We start from the raw sequence: 22474 nt of genomic DNA, 5'->3' as shown, positions 1-22474 counted from the left end.
CCACGCGTAAAACGAAAACAAAGAGAGTAATTTGTTCTGCCTAATAGCACAACTTATATGTTAAAAAATGAAAATGAATTTATATATCAAACACTATCTTTTATTTTTTGAATTTCTGCTTCTAAAATTGAAAACCATAAAAAATCTTCTTCTTCAATTTTTTTTATAATCCATTTTGCCGTATTCCAAGCTAAATCATACTCCTCTTTTAAAATATCTCCGTCCGTATATGCTTCTTCTAACTCATCTTCATCTAATACATACATTTCCCCGTTTGGTAACAACACAACATCTAAATATAAATCATCAAAATAAGGAAATCCTCTTCCATCAATTTTATACTCTTTTGCAACATCAATATAATATTGAACAAGCTCTTTGTTCTCGTTTAACATCGCTGTAATCACAAAATGTTTTTCACTTATAAAATACTGAATCCAAGTATAGCCATTATGCGCAATACAAATCTTTCGATTATTATACTGCTTATAACTAGGCTCCTTCACTTGCTTTATATGTAATATACCTAACATACCACCCTGTACATCTTTTACTGAATATGTTTTATCAATTAACCGTCTCCATGATGATCCATCTCCATATTTCCGTTTCATCCTCATTTCTCCCTTTCCCATATATAAATTCATTTTCATTTTTTTACATATAAGTCGCTGCTATGCATGGCCGGATGCTCTTGTCCATCTAAAAAGAAAGGTTTTTTATATGTATTTATATAGAAAAGGGCCTTCACGTTTACCGTGAAGGCCTTTCTATCATTTAAGCTACTTGCTTCTCTGAAATCTCTTTCAAATAAGCTTGTCCTTTTTCTGCGTCATATTGTCCTTCCCATTTAGACATAACAACTGCAGCTAATGAGTTACCTACTACGTTTACTGCTGTACGTGCCATATCTAAAATACGGTCAATACCAGCGATAAATGCTAAACCTTCAGACGGAATACCTACTGTATGAAGTGTTGCTAATAATACAACGAACGATACGCCCGGTACACCGGCAATCCCTTTTGAAGTAACCATTAATACAAGAAGTAATGTAACTTGTTGTGAAATAGATAAATCAATACCATACATTTGCGCTAAGAAAATCGCTGCAATTGCTTGATATAATGTTGAACCATCTAAGTTAAATGAATAACCTGTCGGGATAACGAAAGATGTAATTGCTTTCGGGCAACCGAAACGTTCCATCTTTTCCATAATCTTTGGTAGAACCGTCTCTGAGCTTGCTGTAGAATATGCTAAAATAAGCTCGTCTTTTAAAATCTTAAAGAATTGGAAAATATTAATTCCAAATAGCTTTGCCGTTAGACCTAATACAACAACAACGAAGAAAATCATTGATCCATAAACAACAATAACTAATTTACCTAATGGAACTAATGACGCTACACCAAACTTAGAAACCGTTACGCCAATTAACGCAAACACACCAAACGGTGCAAACTTCATAACTTGGTTTGTTACGTAAAACATTGCATCGGCTACACCTTGGAAGAAATTCAGAACTGGTTTTCCTCTTTCTCCAATTGCCGCTACACCTAAACCAAATAATACAGAGAAGAAAATAATTGCAAGCATATCTCCATCTGCTAACGACTTCATAATGTTCGTTGGAACGATATTTACGAACGTATCTGCAAATGAATGACTTTGTACTTGCTCTGTCGTAGCTGTGTACTTAGAAATATCCGATTTTTGTAAATCTGCCATATTCACGCCTTTTCCCGGCTGGAATACGTTTGCCACTAATAAACCAACAACAATCGCAATCGTTGTAATAATTTCAAAATAAATAATTGTTTTTCCGCCTAAACGTCCAAGCTTTTTCACATCGCCAACGCCGGCAACACCAACAACAATACTTGCTACTACGATTGGTACAACAATCATTTTAATTAAACGAATAAAAATATCACCAATCGGTTGTAGATACTTTGCAACCTCTGGATTGCCATAAAAGATCGCGCCTACCAGAATACCAAGAGCAAGACCTATTAAAATTTGCCACGCAAGTCCAATTCTTTTCATACTTGCTGCAACCCCCTTCTTAGATGTTCTTAATTTTCATATTCTATTTTTCTATAAAATACAAAAATAGAAGTATTAAATATTGTTCGACTATTCAATACTTTCTTCCCCTCTTAAAATGATAAGGCAAAAATAAAAATCTGACAACTAAATAACTTTGCCAATGTGCAAATATTTTTCTTGACAAAAATAAAACCAATGTAAGAAAACCTAACATGAGAACGATTCCTTCCGCTTGTTTCTTGCTATACATCAGTTACTATCTGAACAAATTTTTATAGTAGAAATGAGCAATTAAGACGTAAAATTCTTCTAGTTTCCGACATTTAATAACAATTATTTAAATATTTTTTTACATTATCATTACAACAATAGACATTTTTCGCTTTTCTATGATTATATAGAAACATAGGGAAGGAGTTAGGCAGATGAACAAAAAAATAACAGCGTTTAGTTTATTGACAGCCGGCACTATTTTCGTTTCTCCTGTGCTTTCAACAGCGTATGCGGAGACGAGTCAAGATAAATTATCTAATATTCAATCACAACTAGACGGTAAGCAACAAGAATTACATATGAAATCAGAAGAAAAACAACAATTAGAAAAAGAAATACAAGAATTGCAGAAAAAAATCGATGAATTAACTGCTTCTATTAATAAAAATGAGGCAGATTTAAAAGCAACAAAAGCGGAAATTGAAAAAACACAAAACAGTATCGCAGAGAAAAAAAAGCATATTGAAGAACTGCAAAAGAAAATCGATACACGCCAAGAATTAATTAAGCAGAGATTACAATCTATGCAAGAAAAACCTCGTACAAATTTAATTACAGAAGTATTAATCAATACGAACAATATCGCCGAACTATTAGAAAATGTGTATTCTATCAGTTTAATTTTAAATAATGATACAGATATCGTAAAACAACAAACATACGATCAAGATACCATTAAAAAAGAAAAAGAAGCAATTGAGAAAAAAGAACAACAACTGAAAGAAGCTGAGCAAACATTACAGAAACAACAGCAAGAACTACAAGCAAACCAACAGCAACAACAAACTTTGATTGCTGATTTGCACGCAAAGGCTTCAAAAATAGATTCTGAGATGGAAAGTTTAGAAGAAGCTAAGACTATTCTAGAAAATCAACGTCAAGCTGTCCAAAATGCAATTGAAGAGGAAAAACGTGCAGCAGAAACAAAAAAAGCTGAAGAACAAAAGCAACCTCAGCAATCTCAGCAATCAGCTCCTTTAGCACCAATTCTTCCTGCATCTCAAGTGAAAAATACTGGTGGTTTTATTAAACCAGCAGCTGGTGGCTTTACTTCTGGATTTGATGATCCAAGTCGTAGTCGCCATAAAGGCCTTGATATTGCATCACCCGGAACCGTACCCATTGTTGCTGCAGCTGATGGGGTTGTAATCCGCTCTGACTTCTCCAGTAGCTACGGAAACGTTGTATACTTATCGCACCGTATGAACGGTCAAACATATACAACTGTTTATGCTCATATGAGTAGCCGCTCTGTTTCAGTTGGACAAAAAGTAACACAAGGCCAGCAACTCGGTTTTATGGGAAATACAGGAGATTCACAAGGACAACACTTGCACTTCGAACTACATATCGGGGAATGGAATCAAAGTAAATCAAATGCTGTAGATCCAGCTCCTTATATTAAATAAAAAAACTCGGCAATTGCCGAGTTTTTTATTTATGTAAAACAAGTGAGCCTCATCTTTCATATTATTTTGCGATTTTTAACACCTTCTAGGCATTACACATACAATAATATAAAAGTTTTTTGAGGAGGTCTACACATGAATCAAGAATCACAAGCAGTTGTAGAATTACAAGAAGCCAAAGAGACATTTATAGGCCGAATATTTTCAGTAGTTGGATCCGGTATCTTTTTTATTGGTTCCTTCATCGCAGCCGTTGTAGCTTTTAAAACATATACTCGTCTATTACAAACTTCTACATCATAATAAAAAACGGAGAATATTCTCCGTTTTTTATCAACTAAAATACACCAATAACATTTAAAAATACAAGAATAACTGTAATCGGAATGATATAACGAAGCAAGAAAAACCATATATTAAACAGCGTTTTTCCTCTTGTTCCTGTAACTTCTAATTCTTGCATTAACAACTCTTTCTTCATTTTATTTGGTACAAAGAGCGAAATGGCTAATACACCAAGCGGAAGTAATACGTTACTCACCATAAAGTCCACTAAATCAAAAAATGTCTTTCCGAATAATTTCACATCACTCATAACTCCAAATGATAATGCTGCTGGAATTCCAACTACGAAAATAAGCAGTCCAATTAAGAGCGATGCCGATGGACGCTTCTTTTCATCCTCTTTCGCTACGGAAGCAACTACAATTTCGAGCATAGAAATTGCCGATGTAATCGTTGCAAAGAAAAACAGAATTAAGAATAAAATAAAGAAAAAATGCCCGAAAGGAATTTCTCCAAATACAGCCGGAAGAACGATGAATAATAATCCTGGTCCTTCTGTCGGACTAACACCTAACGCAAAAATCGCCGGGAAAATCGCTAGCCCCGCAAGTACAGTAACAAAGACTGTTAAGCTTGTAATTGACGTTGCTGATTTTGCTAAATGTTCTTCTTTTTTCAAATAAGAACTATATGTGACCATAACCGAAGCTCCAACCGTAAGTGAAAAGAACGATTGTCCCATCGCATATAAAATTGTTTTTGCTGTTAATTTTGAGAAATCTGGTTTTAAGAAAAATTCCACACCTTTCCACGCCCCGTCCAATGTAAGAGAACGAACAATGATTGCAAGAAACAGAACAAATAAAAGCGGCATCATATACTTACTTGCTTTTTCAATTCCTTTTTCTACACCTTTACTTACTATAAAAATTGTACAAAGCATAAAAATAAATTGTGCTCCAATTGCACTTATTGGATTTGCGATTGTTTCTCCAAATAATTTTGCGTAATCAGCGGCATTCTCCCATAATCCACCTGTTACGCTATAAAATAAATAAAGTAAAATCCAACCTCCAACAACACTATAAAATGATAAAACACTAAAACATGTCACAACCCCCATGCGACCAATCCATGGATATAATTTATTATTTGGTACTAATACTTTATACGCTGTCACCGCTTCTTTTTGCGTACTGCGACCGATCACAAATTCCGCCACTAAAAGCGGCATCCCAATAAATATTGTCATGAATAAAAAGACAAGAAAAAAAGCTCCTCCTCCACTATTCCCGGCAACGTATGGAAATTTCCAAATCGCCCCAAGTCCTACTGCTGCCCCGGCTGCTGCGAGTACAAAACCAATTTTCGACGTCCATTGCTGTGTTTCTTTCATGTTCACTTCTCCTTATCTGAATATTTATACTTTTCTTAATTATACACTTTCAGTTCATACTCGCCCACCTCCTTCAGGAAATAAAAAAGTCCCCTACACGCTATTATGCATGTAGAGGACGATATGTATAATATAATACCGTGGTACCACCTCAATTGGATAAACTATCCCACTTTTCAGGTACAGGAAAACTTCCGATACCTTATCCTTGTAACGGCGGAACCCGGGTTGCCTACTATCCGTTCAACATACCTCTCGCAAGCCCATTCTGTATATTTTATCGTACCGGGCTCACACCTTTTCCCAGCTCTCTGAACGTCTCAAATATACGTACTCTTCTTGCTCATCGATTTCATGTATTGAAGTTAATTGTGATTATAGAGGAGATTATTTCATTTGTAAAGAATAAATTAATTTACAGCTCTTCTCCCTTTTTAGTAACTCTTTATTTTATTAAAGAGAGGAAAACATCACAAACTATCAAAATACTAGCTTTTTTATCTATATATACATTTTAATTTTTCGACATATAAGTTGCCGCTGTGCAGAATACAACATGACCCCTACTTGCTTTTTCCTTTTGTTTTAAACCTTGCATGTAGCAGAAAAAGGCCCTGACCGCTTCTATACATGGCCAGATGCTCTCGCCCACCTAAAAAGAAAGAGGATTTTTATGTCGATTTTTTTATTTGTATTTATATAAAGAATACAGAAGTGTTTCTCGCTCTTCTATATCGTGTACATAGGTAGACTTAAGCACTTCCTGTAATACAATATTTTGTTTCTTCTTATCTAGTTGTAACTGCTTCACTTTCATACGTACTTCATATAAAAAATCTAGGTATTCCTTATAACGATCATCATATTTCCCTGCTATTTTATCACGAATTTTTTTCGCAAGTTTTGGGCTTGCCCCTTCAGTAGATACAGCAATGTTCAATTTGCCCCGATGAATAGCTGCTGGAAAATGAACATTACCACATTCCGGATTTGTAATTACATTTACTAATTGATTTGACGCTGCATCATCTGCAATTCTCTCATTTAACAACGGATCGTCCGTTGCTGCCACAACTAAAAAAGCCCCGATAAGATCGCTTGTTTCATATTCTTTTTGAAACCACCGAATTTTATGTTCTTCTACAAGCTGAATTAAACTTTTATCCAATTTTCTACTAATGACAATAATATTAGCTTCTTGTTGTAATAAAGGAGCTATCTTAAATGCCGCGACTCGTCCGCCACCAATGAAAACAACAAGTTTATTCTTTATTCGCACCGTTAATGGATACATATACATTCTCCCTTATCATTTCTTCTGTATGCTTAATGAGCATATCCTGAAACGCCTGATTTTTGCTTACATACGGACATAATACAATTTGAGAATGGTTATATTTCCGAACTGTTTTTTCAATTCTTTTCATTAACAATCCTGTGAATAAAAGATATGGAAGGATAACAATCGGAGCATTCGTTGTTTGAACAAGCTCATGCAGCTTCTCTTCAAATCGCGGCTTAGCTGCTGCTAAATAACATACTTCGACATGCTCTACTTCATCTGCCGCTTCAAACAATGACGCAATGGCCCTAACATCTCTTAACGTTCCCTCATCACTGCTCCCTCTTGCTACAAGTAAAAGAGTAACTCGTTTTCCAATGGATTTCATTCCGCTGCCATCTAAAATTGCAGTAACAAGTTTACGAGAAACACCAAATGGATTTCCATATGAAAAAGACACATAAGGATATTGATTTTGCAGTCGTCCTAACTCTTTAGGAATATCTATTTTTACATGAACTGCCGCTAATAAAAAGACAGGGACAATCACGATTTGATTTGCCCCTTTTTGTACACAAGCTGCAACTCCCTCAGCAATAGAAGGAGATGCTAATTCTAAAAAGCATACTTCCTGAATAGGAGCTGATATACGTTCCATACATGATGTAACAAAAGCAACCGCTTCTTCACACGCTTCCTGCATTCGACTGCCATGACAAATATAGAGTACCGCTTTCATGTTAAAGCACTCCGCTAAGTAGAGACGAATGTTCAAGCGTTTGTTCAAACCAATGAATTTTCTCGCGAAAGCGTACAACCTCCCCAATTATAATCATACTCGGATTTTGGATTCGCTCATCCTCTGCTACAGATACGATACTTCCTAATGTTCCTGTAATTGTACGCTGAGATACTGTTGTCCCCCACTCTATCATCGCCACTGGCGTATGTTCACTTTTCCCATATTTCAGAAGCTGTTCACATATATAAGGAAGATTACTTACCCCCATATAAACGGCAAGCGTGTCGACACCCTTCGCTAAGTTTTCCCACTTCACTTCCTCTTCTGCTCCTTCTTTCCGGTGCCCTGTTACAACTGCAAAACTTGTGCTAGCTTCGCGGTGTGTAACAGGAATCCCTGCATATGCAGAAGCTGCAATCCCAGCTGTAATACCTGGAACAACCTCAAACGGAATATTATGTTTCACCAATGCCTCCGCTTCTTCGCCGCCTCTTCCAAATACGAAAGGATCTCCGCCTTTTAAACGCGTCACAATCTTTCCTTTCTTTGCATACTTCACTAAAAAAGCATGAATCGTTTCTTGCTTCATCGTATGGTAGTTTGGAAGTTTCCCGCAGTAAATTAAATCCGCTTCTGGCTTTGCATAAGAAAGCAGTTCTTTATTCACAAGACGATCATATAAAATGACATCTGCTTGCCTAATACATTTTACGCCCTTCACAGAAATTAATTCTGGATCACCAGGCCCTGCACCAACAATGTACACTTTCCCCATACTTTCTCCTCATTTCTTCTATAAAGTGAAACTTCCATCAGCAGAACCTTTTCTACTAATGGAAGTTGACAATTTTCCGTCTTACTTCCTGTTGGCATTGATTAGACCGTTTCCTACTCATGCAATACAAACGCTGCTCCCTTTCGAATTTTCTTTTTCTCATATAAAGAAATTTCTTTCACTTCCGGCAAAGGTAAAAAATATTTTTCAAGTTCTACTTCAACGAGACGAAATGCTTGCTCTTCACTTTGCGCAACAACGACTACAGAAACAACACCATTTTCCAAAACAGCTTCAAAACGATATAAATCCATATTGTTCTCCCCCTACGATGCAATCACTTCTTCTAAAATCGTATCTAATACTGCTTGTAAATCCGTTATTCCAATACGACTAACAAATTCATAAAACGTTTCACTAGGGAGCTTATTCTCCTTAAAATATGTTAAAAATGCAGTAAGAACATGTGGCAAGTCTTCACCATCTATTTTCCCTTTTAGCTTTTCATTGTAAGCACCTCCGCCTAATAGCGTCCCGCCTACATAAATTTCAAACGCTTCAACCATCCCCTTTTCTTTCGTTTTCATTTTGATACCTTGCAAGCCGATATCAGCAATTTGTCGTTGGCCGCAAGAATTTGGACAACCGACCATATGAATACGAATTGGTACATCTAATACAAGCTTTGTATCTAAATAATCTGCAATATTACGTAATCTTTCTTTCGTCTCTACTAATGCTAAATTGCAATATTCAATTCCTGTACAAGAAACTGCATAACCGATAAATGACTTTGGCTTTGCAGAGATTACTTCCCATAATGGTTCTTGCAATAGTGCATCAATATTTTCTTGAGGCACATTCGGAATAATAAAGTTTTGTGAATTACACGTACGAATTTCACCATTTCCATACTGTTTTGCAATTCTAGCAATCTCATACATTTCTTCTGCATGTAGACGACCGACGGGTACATTGAAACCAATATAATATTGATTATCTTGCTTTTGCTTATGAACACCGTAAAAGTAACCAGCATTCCACCCCTTTAGAGCACTTTCTCCTCTCTCATATAAAGGTCCTGTATATTGTAATAACTGTTCTTTAAATTTTTCTGCTCCCCAATCTGCAACAAGAAATTTTAAGCGAGCAAAATGGCGCTTTTCACGATATCCAAAATCACGGAAAATCGTTGCAATAGCAATTGCTACCTCTTTCACTTGCTCTGGTAAAACAAATACATCTAATTCTTCCGCCAAATATGGACGCGCTGATAAACCGCCTCCCACTTTGACGTGAAAACCAATGACTGTCTCTCCATTAATTTCTTTCGTTGCAGGTGTAAATGCCACACAGTTAATCTCCGCATTTGCTGAATTGTACACATTTGAACTAATTGACATTTTAAATTTACGGGGTAGATTTGAAAATTCTTCATTGTGCTGAAAATATTCATATACCTCCCGCACAATTACTTGTGTATCAAACAATTCATTTTCATCAATTCCAGCGAGTGGATTGCCTGTAATATTACGTGTAATATCACCGCATGCCCCAGCTGTCGATAAACCTACTTTTTCTAATCGCTCGAAAATGTCTGGAATTTGCTCAATTTGTAGCCAATGAAACTGAATCGCTTGACGCGTTGTAATATCAAGTACATCACGGCCGTAATCTTCTGCAATAGAAGCGAGAGCCTCCACTTGTTCATTTGTTATAATTCCAGATGGGATATTCACACGCATCATAAAATATCCCGCTTCTTTTGGGCGCTGCAAATATAGTCCTGCCCACTTGAAAGAATCCCATTCTTCTTTCGGAATAGACGCAAATCCATGTTCAGCATAATACGGAATATCTTTAAAAATTTCTAAACCGTCTTTTTCTAATTTCTTTTTCTCTGTTGCATTTAATTTTTCATTGTTTGCCCACACTTTTTCATAACTCATCTGTTATCCTCCTTATATAAAGTGAAACTTTAATCAGTGGGGGGCTTTATCCCCCACCTATCTTCTTTAATCTTCTATTAATCTTGAGGTGGGGGTCTTACTGCCCTTTAATGCGGGATAAAGCTTCGTTTTTGCAAATAAGCAATAATTTGCTGTGCACATTCTTTGGTAGAATGGCGGTGTGTTTCCACAATAATCTCAGCTTGAATTGGCTCTTCATACGGAGAGTCGATTCCCGTAAATTGCTTAATCTCTCCGCTTCTTGCCTTTTTATACAACCCTTTTGGATCACGCTTTTCACATTCTTCAATCGGACACTTTACAAATACTTCAACAAACTCATCTTGTTCCACTATGTCACGTACTTGCTGACGATCTTCTCGAAATGGTGAAATAAATGCTGTTAGTACAATGCTCCCATTATCAACAAATAGTTTTGCCACTTCACCGATGCGCCGAATATTTTCTGTACGGTCCTCTTCGGAAAATCCTAAATCTTTATTTAGCCCATGACGAATATTATCTCCGTCTAATACATAATTACCGATATTCTTCTCAAATAATTTGCGAGCTACTGCATTGGCTACTGTGGACTTCCCAGAAGCTGATAAACCTGTAAACCATAGAACAAAACTATGATTCTTATTTTGTTTTCGGCGTTCTTCTTTTGAAACAGATGCTGCATGCCAAGTAATATTTGTTCCCATCTATTTTCTCCCCTTACTTTGTCACAACTTCTTTTTGCAAACCACGAATTAGGACCTCTACTACTTCTTTACGACTAAACGTACTTGGTGGTAGTTCTCCATTTCGTAAAAGTTCTCTTACCTTTGTGCCTGATAAAATGACATGCGCTTCTTTTCCATGTGGACATGTTTTTGTTGATGCCATCCCCTCACATTTCGCACAATAAAAACTATGTTCAAAAAAGAGAGGCGTAATCCCTAACTCTTCTACTGTAAAATCGTTGAAAATCTCCTGCGCTTCATACGTGCCATAATAATTTCCAACTCCAGCGTGATCACGACCAACAATAAAATGCGTACATCCAAAGTTTTTTCTGACAAGTGCGTGAAAAATTGCTTCACGCGGCCCTGCGTATCGCATTGCCGCTGGAAATACCGCTAAAAAGACACGGTTATTTGGATAGTAGTTTTCAAGAAGTACTTCGTAACTTTCCATGCGAACATCAGCTGGAATATCATCTGACTTCGTTTCACCAACGAGCGGATTTAAAAATAAGCCATCAACTATTTCAAGAGCTGCTTTTTGAATATATTCATGTGCCCGATGAACCGGATTTCTTGTCTGAAAGCCAACGATTGTTTTCCAGCCACGCCGTTGAAACTCTGCTCGCGTTTCACTTGGATCTAAATAATAAGCGGCAAATTTTTCTTTTTCAATTCGTTTCACAAGCGTAATTGGCCCTCCTACATATACATTAGGACGATCATATAATTTCTTAACACCCGGATGTTTGTCTTCTACCGTTTTATAGACAAGGAATGCCTCTTTTTCTTTGTTAGGCGTGTACATCTCTTCAACTTGAATCACACCATAAGTCACCCCATCTTTTACGAGCCTAACTTCTTCTCCTTCTTGTAATTCTTTCGCTTTTTCTTCTGTTATAGGCAATGTAATTGGAATACTCCATACCTCTCCATCTGTTAATCTCATTTCCTCCACTACTGACACATAGTCACTTTCCCCTAAAAAACCAGTAAGCGGGCTATATCCACCGGTAGCAATAAGTTCTAAATCACTTAATGCAATTGTGTCTAACTCAATTTCCTTTACAATATGTGCAGTTTCATATGTTGTATCAATTCGATTCACCAATGTTTTTGTTTCACTCATTCTCTTCTTCTCCCTTTTTATCAGCCTTTATTGATAATGAAGACCACATTCCGTTTTTGTCTTTCCAACCCACCGTCCATCTCTCAAATCGCCGCCTTCTTGCACCTGTACTGTGCATGTTTCACATCCGATGCTTGGATACCCAATATCATGAAGTGGATTGTATGGTAAATTATGCTTGTATACGTAACGCCACACTTCTTTCCAAGTCCAATGAATAAGTGGACAAATTTTAACAGATTGAAAACGATGATCTTGATTAACAAACTGCGTATTTTTTCGCGTTTCAGACTGCTCTCTTCTCAAACCAGATATCCATGCTTTCCTACCTGTTAGCACTTCTTCTAACGGCTTAATCTTTCTTAATTGACAACAAAGGTTTGGGTTATGTTCCCATAATTTATCGCCATGCTCTTTTGCCTGTTCTTCAAGTGTAAGTTTTGGTTGCTTTTCAATAATATTCAACTTAGGAAATCGTTCTCGTACTTTTTTAATTAAATCGTACGTTTCTTGAAAATGAACATTTGTATCTAAAAATACAACCTTTGCAGATGGATTTACTTGGTTAATTAAATGCAATAATACCATTCCTTCTATCCCAAAGCTGCATGCATACACAATATCCTGCCTATAATGTTCATAGGCCCAGCGCACCGCTGCTAAAGCACCTTTCGTTTCATCATCTTCTGAAAATGAAACAAAATGATCTTTCCATGTTTCATACGTTAACATCGCCCTACCTCCTTCATAAAGTGAAACTTTAATCAGTGGGGATTTTGTTCATCCCCCACTGATTATTAGTTGAACCAATCGGGCTTTTACGGGCAGTTTATCTCCCACCTAACTTCTTAAGAAAAGCGGAAGTGGCTCGTTCAGAATGTGAGGGGGATGGAGCTTCTGACGTAGAGGGTTTTTTTACCTCGTAGGAAGAAGCGAAGCCACCGAACATTCTAGCCACTGGAGCTGGACAATACTTTCGCTGAATTTTGAGGTGGGAGTATTACTGCCCACGAATAGCGGGATAAAACTCATACAAAAAGGCGGCCTTAATCTAATAAAAATAGATTAAAGCCGCCTCTAGTTTTTCTAGTCAGCATGCTTATTTCAAACGTACTTTTTCACTTTTTTCAAGCTGAATCACTTTACCATCTTGTACAACAATTGTAATTGAACCATATTTCATATCAGTAAGCATCGCTTGAATCTTACTTGCTACTTCTTCAAATTGTCCGCGTATCCCCACGAACAGCCCCCCTTTTTTTTCATAAAAAAAACCTTTCCCATTTCGAAAAGACTGTTCCGGTAACGTATCTACCTTATCTTCCAAAATGGATTCCATTTTGCTGGAAGTAGCACCTTACTTTTATAAAGTAGGTTGCCGGGCTTCTTTGGGCCAGTTCCCTCCGCCGCTCTTGATAAGAATGTAATTATATCCGTATTTTATCACAATTCTGAATTTTTTCAATCCTAGTTTTCCGATAAAATTTATATTTTTTAAAAGAAGAAGGAGTTATTCACCTAAAAACTCCTTCTTCAACTAAACAAGAACGTATTTATCCCGCTATTCGTGGGCAGTAAGATCCCCAGCCTCAAGATTGAGGGAGCCACTTCCGCTTTTCTAAAGAAGATAGGTGAGGGATCACTGCTGGCATGTGCAAGGTTGGGTAGGCTTTCCATCAGTGGGGGATGCCCCCCCACACTGATGGAAGTTTCACTTTACACAAATTCCTTTACACGTATGCGATCGTTCCCGATAATATTTTCATACGATTCCCTCTCAACAACAACATGAGATTTTCCATTTTCCGCAAACACAACTGCTGGTCGACGGATCCGATTGTAATTATTCGCCATCGAATAACCATATGCCCCTGTACAAGAGATAGCCAAGAGATCACAAGAAACAACTTTAGGGAGCGCTACATCCCAAATGAGCATATCCCCGCTTTCACAACACTTCCCTGCGATTGAAACAACCTCTTCGGCAGATTCATTCGCTCGGTTTGCTAGCAATGCTTCGTAACGAGCTCCGTAAAGTGCTGGTCGAAGGTTATCTGTCATTCCTCCATCAACTGATACATATTTACGAATGCCTGGAATATCTTTAATCGCTCCCACTGTGTACAAAGTTGTTCCTGCATCACCAACAATACTACGACCTGGTTCTACCCAAATTTCTGGAAGTGGATATCCACATGCTATAAACTGCTCGCGCACCGCATCTGTCACAGCTTGCACATATTCACCAAGAGCAAGCGGTGTATCTCCTTCCGTATAACGAATTCCAAAACCACCGCCTACATTTAATACAGAAGCTACGTAATCCATTTCTTTTCTCACTACTTCTAAAAATTTGTGAAGCACTTCAATTGCACGAACAAATCCTGCTGTCTCAAAAATTTGCGATCCAATATGAGAATGAATTCCCAGCACATGGTAATTTGATTTTTCTAATGCACGTTTCATTGCTTGTAATGCATGCCCCGTTGAAATACCAAAGCCAAACTTGGAATCATCTTGACCTGTTGTAATATATTCATGGGTATGCGCTTCTACTCCTGGAGTCACACGAAGCAGAACGCTTGCAACTTTCCCGTATTCTTCTGCCAAATCATGCAATACTTCTAGTTCCAAAAAATTGTCTACAACGAAACATCCGATGTTAGCTTCTAGTGCCATTCTCATCTCTTCTTCTGTTTTATTATTACCATGGAAATGGATACGATCAGCTGGAAATCCTGCTTGCAGCGCTGTATATAACTCTCCGCTAGACACAACATCAAGCGACATATTTTCTTCAGCAGCTAATCGGCACATTTCCATGCACAAGAACGCTTTGCTCGCATATGCTACTTGATAAGAGAACCCACTTTCTTTAAAAGCATGATGGAATGCACGACATTTCTCACGAATCGCTGCTTCATCATATACATAAAGAGGTGTTCCATATGTTTTTGCAAGTTCAGTAGCATCGCATCCTCCAATTTCTAAGTGCCCTTGCTCGTTAATGTGGCTTGTGCCGTGTAAATACATGTGAATTCCTCCCTTTTCTCTCAAAAACATCTATATATCCATTTTAATTTTTCGACAGCTTTGTCTAGCTCTGCCTCCTAGGCAAAAAGCGCCTCTATGTCAGAAGCTCCATCCCCCTCTTGTTCTGAGCGAGCCGCTTCCGCTTTTCTTTAAGATCCAGCGGCTAGAACAGTCGGTGGCTTCGCGTCTTCCGAATCTTGAGGTGGGGGTCTTACTGCCCACGAATAGCGGGATAAACAAAAAAACGCGCGGAACAATGTTCACACGCGTTTCTTATTAGAAGAATATACGATGAAAAAATAAACTTGTTGTTATTTTCTCAAATAAGAAACCGCATCAAACATCTCCAAATAGCTCTCCATAAGTCAAAAACTTATGACAGTACTACATTTATTTAATGCAGTCCCAATATATGAATAAAGTGGGTACTCATATATTTCGGCGATAATCCCTTTCAGACTATGATCATGAATACCACTTTATTTCCTATAGCTTACTTTTGATTATCGCGGCCTCTACCCTTGAGTGTAGATGAGGTAAGTCTATTTAATTTTCAATCGTCTTTTTTATTGCTATTAACAATAGCAAATGAGTAATTTATTTGTCAAATACTTTTTTAAATTGGTTTACGACAATTTATTTTCGTATTATCTGGTAAGCGCTTTACACCTATATTCTTCACAGTCCATTCACCATCATCATTTTCAAAGGTAATTGTTACTTTTTCAAACGGTGGGAGTTTTTTCCCTCCTATTCCTGGCTCGTATTTAATTATTTCAATAGAAGCACGGAACAAATATGTACCGCTGTACATTTTTTTCATACTAACGATTGTCGGACATTCATATGGCTTTTGTTTTCCATAATACTTTTGAATCGCTTCATTTATTCTCGGAAATAGCACCGAATAAAGTGCATCTTCTAATAATAACGGTTCATGTTCAGCCAAAAAAGGAGCTGGATTTCCAAGTAAAATGAAGCAGCTCACTATAAAACAACATATTTTCTTCATAGTACTCCTCCACTTTTCTATCGATGACATTATTTTATCCAGCTTCCCTTTTTCTACCCAATTATGAGAAAAGCATCCACAAATTCACTATGTTTTTATATAATAGTACACATAGTAAAAAAACATAGAGATATGTAACCGGTTATATACAGAAACGAACGGTTACTTGTAGGTAGTAGGAGGAACCCAATATGATGCAACACTTGTTTCCAAAAGTACGATTCGCTCTCATAGCAGTCGTCCTATTATGGATCAAAACATATATTGTATACAAATTAGCTTTTGATATGAAGATCAATAACGCTTTCGAACAAATCATGTTGTTCTTTAATCCGTTAGCTTCATTATTATTATTTTTCGGTTTCGCTTTATTAGCAACAAAACATCGAAATCGTATCATTATAAGTATTAGTATGGTGTTATCATTTATTTTATTTGGCAACGCCATGTTTTATGGGTTTTACAATGACTTTGTAACATTCCCAGTATTATTTCAAACAAATAACATGGCTGATTTAGGAACGAGTATAAAAGAACTATTTACATATAAAACACTTCTTTTATTTGCAGATACCATTATTTTGGCCATATTATCTCGGAAATTCCCTAGTTTTTGTGACACAACTCCTCTATCGAGAAAAGAAAAACAAATATTTTTTAGCGGTGTAACAGCAGCATTAGCCCTGCAAATGGTTATTTCAGTTATTTATAAACCACAACTCTTTTCGCATTCATTTGATCGCCAAACTGTTGTGAAAAATCTTGGCTTATATACGTATCATATTTATGATATTGCGCTGCAATCGAAATCTTCGGCCCAGCGTGCCTTCGCAAGTGGAGATAGCTTTTCTGAAATTGATAACTATGTGAAAACAAAAGATAGACAAGCAAATAAAGATTTATTTGGCGTAGCAAAAGGAAAAAATGTTATTTTAATCTCAATGGAATCTACACAAAGTTTTGTCATCAATCAAAAAATAAATGGAAAAGAAATCACACCATTTTTAAATGACTTCATTAAAGAAAGCTATTATTTCAATAACTTTTATCATCAAACAGGGCAAGGGAAAACCTCAGACGCCGAATTTATTATTGAAAACTCTTTATATCCGCTTGATCGCGGCTCTGTTTTCTTTACACATGCTAATAATGAATATACAGCTACACCAGAACAACTCAAAAAACATGGATATTACTCTGCTGTATTTCATTCAAATGATAAAACATTTTGGAATCGCAATTTGATGTATCCTGCACTCGGATATGATCGCTATTTCAATTTGCAAGACTATACAAATGCAGAACAAATGTCTGTTGGTTGGGGATTAAAAGATAAAGAATTTTTCGAACAATCTATTCCAAAATTAAAATCCTTACCACAACCGTTCTATACGAAATTCATTACATTAACAAACCATTTTCCATTTTTGCTGCAACCGGAAGATCAATTCATTAATGAATTTAATTCAGAAAGCGGCGTTGTAAATCGTTATTTTCCAACTGTACGTTATACAGATGAAGCAATAAAATATTTTATTGAACAATTAAAAAAAGAAGGATTATACGATAATTCGATTATCATTATTTACGGAGATCATTATGGTATTTCTGAAAACCATAATGCAGCTATGGCCCAATTTTTAGGAAAAGAGACTCTTACTCCTTTTGATACGATGCAGCTACAAAGAGTACCGCTCATCATTCACATTCCTGGTCAAAAAGGACAAGTCATTTCAAAAGTTTCTGGACAAATTGATGTGAAACCAACACTTCTACATTTACTCGGTATAAAAACAAACCATTCTATTGAATTTGGTACAGATTTATTTGAAAAAAATGATGAACCACTTATGGTTATGCGTGACGGAAGCTTCGTAACAAATGATTATCTGTATACAAAAAATGTATGCTACAACAAAAAAACTGGTGAACCGACTGATATTACTATGTGTCAACCATATATCGAAAAGGCAAAAACAGAGTTAAATTACTCTGATAAACTCATTTACGGTGATTTATTACGATTTGATTCACATAATCGATATAAGACTGGCACGATGATAACGAAATTTGAATAAGAAAATAACCTTCGAACGATAACGATTCGAGGGTTATTTTCTATATACATATAAATCCAAATAAAAAACAACATACATATAATACGATAGCTTTGAATGAAACAAATTAAAAAGCAAGTACAGTTATTACTTTCAGACTTACAACAAATAAAAAATACGCTGAAATCTTTCTCAAAACGAAGAATTTTTTCGACGATTATAGGAAATTTATGTTATGATAAAAAAGATAAACTTTCATAAACTAATCAAGAATCTATAATAGAAAGCAAGGGATCAGATTTTGTACAGAGCAGCCATTCCAAACCTATTTACGCTCGGAAATTTATATAGTGGATTTCTATCCATCGGCTATGCTTCATTAGGATACTACAAATCAGCGGCAATTTTAGTTTTAATCGGAATGATGTTAGATAGCCTTGATGGAAGGATTGCACGCCTACTTCGTGTCGATTCACAGCTCGGAAAAGAACTTGATTCATTAGCAGACGTTGTTACATTTGGTGCTGCTCCCGCTGTATTGATGTATTACACATCCTTCTCTAATTACGGTATTATCGGATTATACATAGCAGGACTCTTCCCTCTATTTGGAGCATACAGATTAGCTCGCTTCAATGTTACACCATCATCAACATCAATGAAATACTTTACTGGTGTACCAATTACAGCTGCAGGTGGTCTTGTTGCCTTCCTTACTTTATTTTCACATACGATTCCAAAAATCGTACTTATTACAGTATTCGTGACATTCGCTTTTCTTATGGTTAGTCGCATTCGTATTCCAAGTATGAAAGATGTACCGATTCCAAAATATAGTATTATTGTGACACTCTTTTTAATTGGAATCATTTATACGATGTATAAAACGAGCTTCGGTAATATTTCAGTGTTTTTATTCATCGCTATTCCGCTTTATATTTTGTATATGTTATCTCAATTTCTTAGACAACGCCCATCACAAAAAAAGCGAGCAAACAAAGAATAAACAAAGAATCCTTCCTATCATAAGGAAGGATTCTTTGTTATTTCGTCACAAGTTCTTTTTTATACACTGGAGTTAACGGTTCATTTCCTTCTAATACCGCTAAAATATTGCGTACTGCCATTTCTGCCATTGCATCACGCGTCTCAATCGTTGCGTTTCCAATATGCGGTGTTAACACAACGTTTGTTAATTCTTTTAATCTCTCTGTAATTTTCGGTTCAAATTCAAAGACATCAAGAGCTGCTCCTTCAATTTCCTTTGTTTCTAATGCAAATGCAAGCGCCTCTTCGTTCATAATCGGACCACGTGCCGCATTAATAATATAAGCTGTTTTCTTCATTAGTCTAAACTGTTCCTCATCAATCATGTGATGCAACTTCGGATTATAAGCACAGTTAATGGTAACAAAATCCGCTGTTTGTAATAGTTCTTCCAGCGTTACATATGTTGCCCCTAATTCTTGCTCCGCCCTATATTTACGACTTGGCCCTGTATACACAATGTTCATCCCAAAGGCATTTGCTCGCTTGGCTACCGCTTTTCCGATTTCTCCAAGGCCAATAATGCCAATCGTTTTGCCGTATACTTCACGCCCTAAGAAAAAGAGCGGTGCCCAGCCATTAAAACCAACTGTACGACATAGTGTATCTCCTTCTGGAATACGGCGCGCTGCCGCTAACAAAATTGCAAATGTTAGCTCTGCTGTTGCCTCTGTTGAAACTTTTGGTGTATTCGTAACCGCTATGTCCTTTTCCACCGCATATTTATAATCAATATTGTCATATCCAGCACCGTAGTTCGCAATAATTTTCAAATACGGTGCTGCATCGATGACTTCTTTCGGAACTTTTGTTGAAAGCAAGCTTAATAATACATCTTTATCTTTTACACGCGCTACTAGCTCTTCTGTGCCAATCAATTCTTCTTTATCATACATTTCCACTTCATGATCTCGTAACAACTGTAGTCCGATTTCTGGAATTTTTCCTGCTATTAAAATTTTCGCCATGTTTAAGCATCCTTTCTTTTTTACGCACAGTAAAACCTCATCATCTTTGGATAAAGTGAAACTTTAATCAGTGAGGGTTTTCTTCATCCCCCGCTGATTATTAGCCCTCCCAATCGGGCTTTTACGGGCAGTTTATCTCCCACCTAACTTCTTAAGAAAAGCGGAAGTGGCTCGTTCAGAATGTGAGGGGGATGGAGCTTCTGACGTAGAGGGTTTTTTTACCTCGTAGGAAGAAGCGAAGCCACCGAACATTCTAGCCACTGGAGCTGGACAATGCTTTCGCTGAATTTTGAGGTGGGAGTATTACTGCCCAAAAATAGCGGGATAAAAATATGCCCATTCAATATTATTGTAAAAAATTCCGTCGAAAAAAAACAAGGAATTTGATTAAACTATATAAATTCGTTTTAATTGTTCTACATATACGTTGCGGTTATGTGGAACAAAAGATGACAAGCACTCGTTTTTTCTCTTTGCTTTATCACCGTACGTGGCAGAAAAAGGCCTTGAACGTTTCTATGCATGGCCAAATCCTCTCGCCCATCTAAAACAAAGGAGGATTTTTATGTCCTTTTTTCAATTTGTATTCATATATTTTTATCACCTTTCTTTACAAAAACATGGAAAAAAGGCTGAATACATTCAGCCTTTTTTCCATGTTTCATTTTATTGGTCTCTTCCTTGTCCTAACTTCACATCAATTGTTCCTTCTGCTACCGTATCACTAATTTGTTCTTGTATAATCGCTTGCTCTGATTGATCTTTTTGCAAGGCATTGCTCTCATTCGTTAACTTCCCAGTATCTTTATATTGTTGTTTCGCCATAAGAAAATCCTCCTTTTTTGTTCAACATTAGTGTAAACAAAAAAGGAGATTTTCATCCCGCTATTCGCGGGCAGTAAGCCCGATTGGGCGGGCTTTCCATCAGTAGGGAATAAACCCTCCCCCTACTGATGGAAGTTTCACTTTATCACAAAACATTCTCTTCTACATATTCGAGCGGTTTCATGTTCCGGATTCTTTTTTCAAATGTTGCAACATGCGTCACACCATGATTTCGAAGTGTTTCTATATTTTCTTGTACATAACTACCTAAATCATTTGGGAAATGCGCATCCGAAGAAATTGTAATCGGAACACCATATTGTACTAAGCGCTGTAAAAACAAAGGGCTCGGACACATTTCTCTTACAGGATATCGATAATATAATCCAGCATTCACTTCCGTAGCTGTATTCGTTTCAATCAAAGCTTTCGCAATTTTTTCGTAATATGGTAATTGCTCATTTTCATCTATGCGATAGTTAAACACTTTTATGTTATCTAAATGCGCAACAATATCAAATAAGCCAGAACGTATTGCTTTTTCTAACGTTTGAAAAAATGTCTGATATAACACATGCAAATTATGTTGTCTAAAATAATCGTCTGTATCCGGATTATCAAATCCCCATCCATTAATAAAATGAACAGAACCAATAACATAATCCCAATTTCCTAATGTTAATAACTTTGTCAGTTCTTCTTCCCCGCCGATGAAATAATCTGCTTCTAGCCCAAGTCGTAACGTCACGCCTCGTTTTCTCCATCTTTCTTTCGCATCTTCAATTGCGCTTGTAAAGTTTATAATCGATTCCATCCTCACTTGATCTAACCATTCTTTTTGCAGCCGCCCCAGTTCTGTATTACGAATATCGACGTAGCGTTCATAGTATTCCTTCGCTTCATAGAAACGATATAAGTGATCAACAATGCCAACTTCTTGCAAGCCTTTACGCACAGCTTCCTCCAAGTATAAATCAATCCATTCCGGTGAAAATGCCCCTGCCTTTACACGCTTTTTTAAACGTTCCCCTGCCTTCAATATCCATTTCATCGAATGCTTTTCTTCTTCAATCGGCGCAAAATACTCAAGCGCTTCATTTGTGCGAGATAACCACCGCATAGAATACGGTCCTTCTTCTAAGTGAAGGTGATAATCTACTCTCATTTTTCTCCCCTCCTATAAGGCATCAATGTCTTTTCGTTCACCCACTCTTGATAATTGCCCTTGCCGTTTTTGTAATTCTTCTGTTATCTCCTGTAATGAAACATTTTTTTCTACAAGTAACACTAAGCAATGATACGTAAGATCAGTAACTTCTTTTATAAGCTCATCTTTCTTATTATTTTTTGACGCAATGATAACTTCCGTACATTCTTCCCCTAATTTCTTTAATATTTTGTCTTCTCCTTTTGTAAATAAGTAATTTGTATACGACTCAGAAACCGGATTTTCTTTTCGCCGCTCAATCGTTCCATATAACTGTTGCAACACATCGTTCATTTCCTTATCCC

22 protein-coding genes, 2 riboswitches and 1 other annotated feature are annotated in these 22474 nt (G+C 36.7%); of the genes, 4 read left to right on the top strand and 18 right to left on the bottom strand.

Annotation, left to right across the window (positions count from 1 at the left end):
• Positions 1-86 precede the first annotated feature (86 nt).
• Entirely contained in the window at positions 87-614 is a 528-nt protein-coding gene (locus WAZ07_RS05050; protein WP_336471577.1) for a ribonuclease FAU-1 family protein, read from the bottom strand.
• A 163-nt stretch (positions 615-777) separates the two neighbouring features.
• Entirely contained in the window at positions 778-2049 is a 1272-nt protein-coding gene (gene gltP / locus WAZ07_RS05045; RefSeq protein ID WP_336471576.1) for a glutamate/aspartate:proton symporter GltP, read from the bottom strand.
• A 428-nt stretch (positions 2050-2477) separates the two neighbouring features.
• On the opposite strand from gltP, the gene WAZ07_RS05040 reads away from it, so the two are divergent.
• Positions 2478-3734, top strand: coding sequence for a murein hydrolase activator EnvC family protein (locus tag WAZ07_RS05040; RefSeq protein WP_090915435.1), 1257 nt, complete (start codon positions 2478-2480; stop codon positions 3732-3734).
• Between the two features lie 135 nt (positions 3735-3869).
• Positions 3870-4037: a hypothetical protein gene (locus tag WAZ07_RS05035; protein ID WP_336471575.1), complete on the top strand. Its 168-nt coding sequence runs from the start codon at positions 3870-3872 to the stop codon at positions 4035-4037.
• A gap of 34 nt (positions 4038-4071) precedes the next feature.
• Here the strand turns inward: WAZ07_RS05035 and WAZ07_RS05030 are convergent, their stop codons facing one another.
• The 12 genes from WAZ07_RS05030 to WAZ07_RS04975 form a co-directional block, all read right to left on the bottom strand.
• Positions 4072-5415, bottom strand: coding sequence for a sodium-dependent transporter (locus tag WAZ07_RS05030; RefSeq protein WP_336471574.1), 1344 nt, complete (start codon positions 5413-5415; stop codon positions 4072-4074).
• A 111-nt stretch (positions 5416-5526) separates the two neighbouring features.
• Positions 5527-5771: a binding site (T-box leader), on the bottom strand.
• 329 nt (positions 5772-6100) lie between these two features.
• Positions 6101-6709, bottom strand: coding sequence for an NAD(P)-binding protein (locus tag WAZ07_RS05025; protein ID WP_336471573.1), 609 nt, complete (start codon positions 6707-6709; stop codon positions 6101-6103).
• Positions 6678-7436 (bottom strand): sirohydrochlorin chelatase, encoded by a 759-nt coding sequence (locus WAZ07_RS05020; RefSeq protein ID WP_336471572.1) that lies wholly within the window; start codon positions 7434-7436, stop codon positions 6678-6680. The genes WAZ07_RS05025 and WAZ07_RS05020 overlap by 32 nt, the downstream gene beginning before the upstream one ends.
• 1 nt (position 7437) lies before the next feature.
• Positions 7438-8214, bottom strand: a complete 777-nt coding sequence (gene cobA, locus WAZ07_RS05015) for a uroporphyrinogen-III C-methyltransferase (protein ID WP_336471571.1) — start codon at positions 8212-8214, stop codon at positions 7438-7440.
• 113 nt (positions 8215-8327) lie between these two features.
• Positions 8328-8528, bottom strand: a complete 201-nt coding sequence (locus tag WAZ07_RS05010; protein WP_336471570.1) for a DUF3906 family protein — start codon at positions 8526-8528, stop codon at positions 8328-8330.
• A 12-nt stretch (positions 8529-8540) separates the two neighbouring features.
• Entirely contained in the window at positions 8541-10163 is a 1623-nt protein-coding gene (locus WAZ07_RS05005; protein WP_336471569.1) for a nitrite/sulfite reductase, read from the bottom strand.
• Positions 10164-10270: 107 nt separating this feature from the next.
• Positions 10271-10870, bottom strand: coding sequence for an adenylyl-sulfate kinase (cysC, locus tag WAZ07_RS05000; RefSeq protein ID WP_336471568.1), 600 nt, complete (start codon positions 10868-10870; stop codon positions 10271-10273).
• A gap of 13 nt (positions 10871-10883) precedes the next feature.
• Complete coding sequence (gene sat / locus WAZ07_RS04995) at positions 10884-12020, bottom strand: sulfate adenylyltransferase (protein ID WP_336471567.1); 1137 nt, start codon at positions 12018-12020, stop codon at positions 10884-10886.
• 27 nt (positions 12021-12047) lie between these two features.
• Positions 12048-12752, bottom strand: coding sequence for a phosphoadenylyl-sulfate reductase (locus WAZ07_RS04990; RefSeq protein ID WP_336471566.1), 705 nt, complete (start codon positions 12750-12752; stop codon positions 12048-12050).
• A 367-nt stretch (positions 12753-13119) separates the two neighbouring features.
• Positions 13120-13263 carry a YezD family protein gene (locus tag WAZ07_RS04985; RefSeq protein ID WP_090915417.1) on the bottom strand — a complete coding sequence of 48 codons (144 nt, stop codon included), beginning with the start codon at positions 13261-13263 and terminating at the stop codon, positions 13120-13122.
• A 70-nt stretch (positions 13264-13333) separates the two neighbouring features.
• Positions 13334-13442: riboswitch (SAM riboswitch) on the bottom strand.
• 294 nt (positions 13443-13736) lie between these two features.
• Positions 13737-15053: a diaminopimelate decarboxylase gene (gene lysA / locus WAZ07_RS04980; protein WP_336471565.1), complete on the bottom strand. Its 1317-nt coding sequence runs from the start codon at positions 15051-15053 to the stop codon at positions 13737-13739.
• 343 nt (positions 15054-15396) lie between these two features.
• Positions 15397-15579: riboswitch (Lysine riboswitch) on the bottom strand.
• Positions 15580-15669: 90 nt separating this feature from the next.
• The gene (locus WAZ07_RS04975; RefSeq protein ID WP_336471564.1) at positions 15670-16065 is read right to left on the bottom strand and encodes a DUF3888 domain-containing protein; all 396 of its coding nucleotides are present in this window, start codon (positions 16063-16065) and stop codon (positions 15670-15672) included.
• Positions 16066-16256: 191 nt separating this feature from the next.
• Here WAZ07_RS04975 and WAZ07_RS04970 point away from each other — a divergent pair, with 191 nt between their 5' ends.
• Together WAZ07_RS04970 and pssA are read left to right on the top strand one after the other, a co-directional pair.
• Complete coding sequence (locus tag WAZ07_RS04970) at positions 16257-18143, top strand: LTA synthase family protein (RefSeq protein WP_336471563.1); 1887 nt, start codon at positions 16257-16259, stop codon at positions 18141-18143.
• 280 nt (positions 18144-18423) lie between these two features.
• A complete protein-coding gene (gene pssA / locus WAZ07_RS04965) occupies positions 18424-19128 on the top strand; it encodes a CDP-diacylglycerol--serine O-phosphatidyltransferase (protein ID WP_090915410.1) in 705 nt (234 codons plus the stop codon).
• A 37-nt stretch (positions 19129-19165) separates the two neighbouring features.
• Here pssA and WAZ07_RS04960 read toward each other — a convergent pair whose 3' ends face one another.
• The 4 genes from WAZ07_RS04960 to hisE all read right to left on the bottom strand — a co-directional run bounded on the left by WAZ07_RS04960 (position 19166) and on the right by hisE (position 22463).
• The gene (locus WAZ07_RS04960; protein WP_336471562.1) at positions 19166-20137 is read right to left on the bottom strand and encodes an NAD(P)-dependent oxidoreductase; all 972 of its coding nucleotides are present in this window, start codon (positions 20135-20137) and stop codon (positions 19166-19168) included.
• Positions 20138-20803: 666 nt separating this feature from the next.
• Complete coding sequence (locus tag WAZ07_RS04955; RefSeq protein ID WP_242217140.1) at positions 20804-20962, bottom strand: DUF4025 domain-containing protein; 159 nt, start codon at positions 20960-20962, stop codon at positions 20804-20806.
• Between the two features lie 145 nt (positions 20963-21107).
• On the bottom strand, positions 21108-22127 hold the full coding sequence (locus tag WAZ07_RS04950) for a histidinol phosphate phosphatase domain-containing protein (RefSeq protein ID WP_336471561.1): 1020 nt from the start codon (positions 22125-22127) through the stop codon (positions 21108-21110).
• Between the two features lie 12 nt (positions 22128-22139).
• Positions 22140-22463 (bottom strand): phosphoribosyl-ATP diphosphatase, encoded by a 324-nt coding sequence (gene hisE, locus WAZ07_RS04945; RefSeq protein WP_336471560.1) that lies wholly within the window; start codon positions 22461-22463, stop codon positions 22140-22142.
• Positions 22464-22474 lie beyond the last annotated feature (11 nt).

Origin of the sequence: Bacillus bruguierae, from assembly GCF_037104725.1 — a bacterium.
In the GTDB taxonomy this organism is placed as follows: domain Bacteria; phylum Bacillota; class Bacilli; order Bacillales; family Bacillaceae_G; genus Bacillus_A; species Bacillus_A bruguierae.
This window is presented reverse-complemented; position numbering and strand designations above follow the sequence as displayed.

Bases quoted from the DNA above. Each gene is read 5' to 3' on its own strand.
- WAZ07_RS05040 (WP_090915435.1), top strand. From the start codon at position 2,478: ATGAACAAAAAAATAACAGCGTTTAGTTTATTGACAGCCGGCACTATT.
- WAZ07_RS04955 (WP_242217140.1), bottom strand. From the start codon at position 20,962: ATGGCGAAACAACAATATAAAGATACTGGGAAGTTAACGAATGAGAGC.
- WAZ07_RS04970 (WP_336471563.1), top strand. From the start codon at position 16,257: ATGATGCAACACTTGTTTCCAAAAGTACGATTCGCTCTCATAGCAGTC.
- WAZ07_RS05035 (WP_336471575.1), top strand. From the start codon at position 3,870: ATGAATCAAGAATCACAAGCAGTTGTAGAATTACAAGAAGCCAAAGAG.
- sat (WP_336471567.1), bottom strand. From the start codon at position 12,020: ATGAGTGAAACAAAAACATTGGTGAATCGAATTGATACAACATATGAA.
- WAZ07_RS05050 (WP_336471577.1), bottom strand. From the start codon at position 614: ATGAAACGGAAATATGGAGATGGATCATCATGGAGACGGTTAATTGAT.
- hisE (WP_336471560.1), bottom strand. From the start codon at position 22,463: ATGAACGATGTGTTGCAACAGTTATATGGAACGATTGAGCGGCGAAAA.
- lysA (WP_336471565.1), bottom strand. From the start codon at position 15,053: ATGTATTTACACGGCACAAGCCACATTAACGAGCAAGGGCACTTAGAA.
- cobA (WP_336471571.1), bottom strand. From the start codon at position 8,214: ATGGGGAAAGTGTACATTGTTGGTGCAGGGCCTGGTGATCCAGAATTA.
- gltP (WP_336471576.1), bottom strand. From the start codon at position 2,049: ATGAAAAGAATTGGACTTGCGTGGCAAATTTTAATAGGTCTTGCTCTT.
- WAZ07_RS04960 (WP_336471562.1), bottom strand. From the start codon at position 20,137: ATGGCGAAAATTTTAATAGCAGGAAAAATTCCAGAAATCGGACTACAG.
- WAZ07_RS05025 (WP_336471573.1), bottom strand. From the start codon at position 6,709: ATGTATCCATTAACGGTGCGAATAAAGAATAAACTTGTTGTTTTCATT.
- WAZ07_RS05030 (WP_336471574.1), bottom strand. From the start codon at position 5,415: ATGAAAGAAACACAGCAATGGACGTCGAAAATTGGTTTTGTACTCGCA.
- WAZ07_RS05020 (WP_336471572.1), bottom strand. From the start codon at position 7,436: ATGAAAGCGGTACTCTATATTTGTCATGGCAGTCGAATGCAGGAAGCG.
- WAZ07_RS05005 (WP_336471569.1), bottom strand. From the start codon at position 10,163: ATGAGTTATGAAAAAGTGTGGGCAAACAATGAAAAATTAAATGCAACA.
- WAZ07_RS04975 (WP_336471564.1), bottom strand. From the start codon at position 16,065: ATGAAGAAAATATGTTGTTTTATAGTGAGCTGCTTCATTTTACTTGGA.
- WAZ07_RS04950 (WP_336471561.1), bottom strand. From the start codon at position 22,127: ATGAGAGTAGATTATCACCTTCACTTAGAAGAAGGACCGTATTCTATG.
- WAZ07_RS05010 (WP_336471570.1), bottom strand. From the start codon at position 8,528: ATGGATTTATATCGTTTTGAAGCTGTTTTGGAAAATGGTGTTGTTTCT.
- cysC (WP_336471568.1), bottom strand. From the start codon at position 10,870: ATGGGAACAAATATTACTTGGCATGCAGCATCTGTTTCAAAAGAAGAA.
- WAZ07_RS04990 (WP_336471566.1), bottom strand. From the start codon at position 12,752: ATGTTAACGTATGAAACATGGAAAGATCATTTTGTTTCATTTTCAGAA.